Genomic DNA, 545 nt, shown 5'->3' on the forward strand with positions numbered 1-545 from the left:
GCCCGCAGTCGTACCAGTCTGCCAAGTTGTTCCGCGATTGGACTGACAAGTTGACTGTCTTCGCCGATGGGCATGACATTGCGCCCGATATCCAGGCCGATCTGGCGCGCCGCAACATACCTCTCGTCGATGGCCGGATCATCGAGGTCGCCCACCAGAAAGGCCATATCACCACCGTCAATCTCGATACCGGTCGCAACGTGGCGGTCGACGTCCTGTTCGCCAATCCGCGCAACAAGCCGTCGGCAAGCCTGCATGAATCACTGGGCCTCGCCACGGCGGATACGCCCACCGGCATCGTTCTCAAGGTTGACGCGCGCCGCCAAACCAGCATGCCCGGCATCTACGCCGCTGGCGACCTCGCCACACCCTTCTTGCCATCGGTTACGCAGGCATCCTCGCAGGGCGCGATGGCGGGCATCTTCGCCCAGCAGTCGATGGTGGTTTGAGAGCACAGATTCCCTTCTCTTGTTGCGTCGCCGCCTTCGAAAAGGTTGGCGTAGATCGACGCGGTGAAGGGTGGATCGTCGAGTCAAGGAGATGAC

General features: G+C 61.5%; 1 protein-coding gene. It reads left to right on the forward strand.

The annotated features are described in order from the left end of the window. Window positions 1-449: FAD-dependent oxidoreductase (locus tag DIE08_RS35290; RefSeq protein WP_148096104.1), on the forward strand; the 449-nt coding region annotated here is incomplete at its 5' end. Window positions 450-545: the final 96 nt, after the last annotated feature.

Source organism: Burkholderia sp. Bp9004 (genome assembly GCF_003858025.1).
GTDB classification, from domain to species: Bacteria; Pseudomonadota; Gammaproteobacteria; order Burkholderiales; family Burkholderiaceae; genus Burkholderia; species Burkholderia diffusa.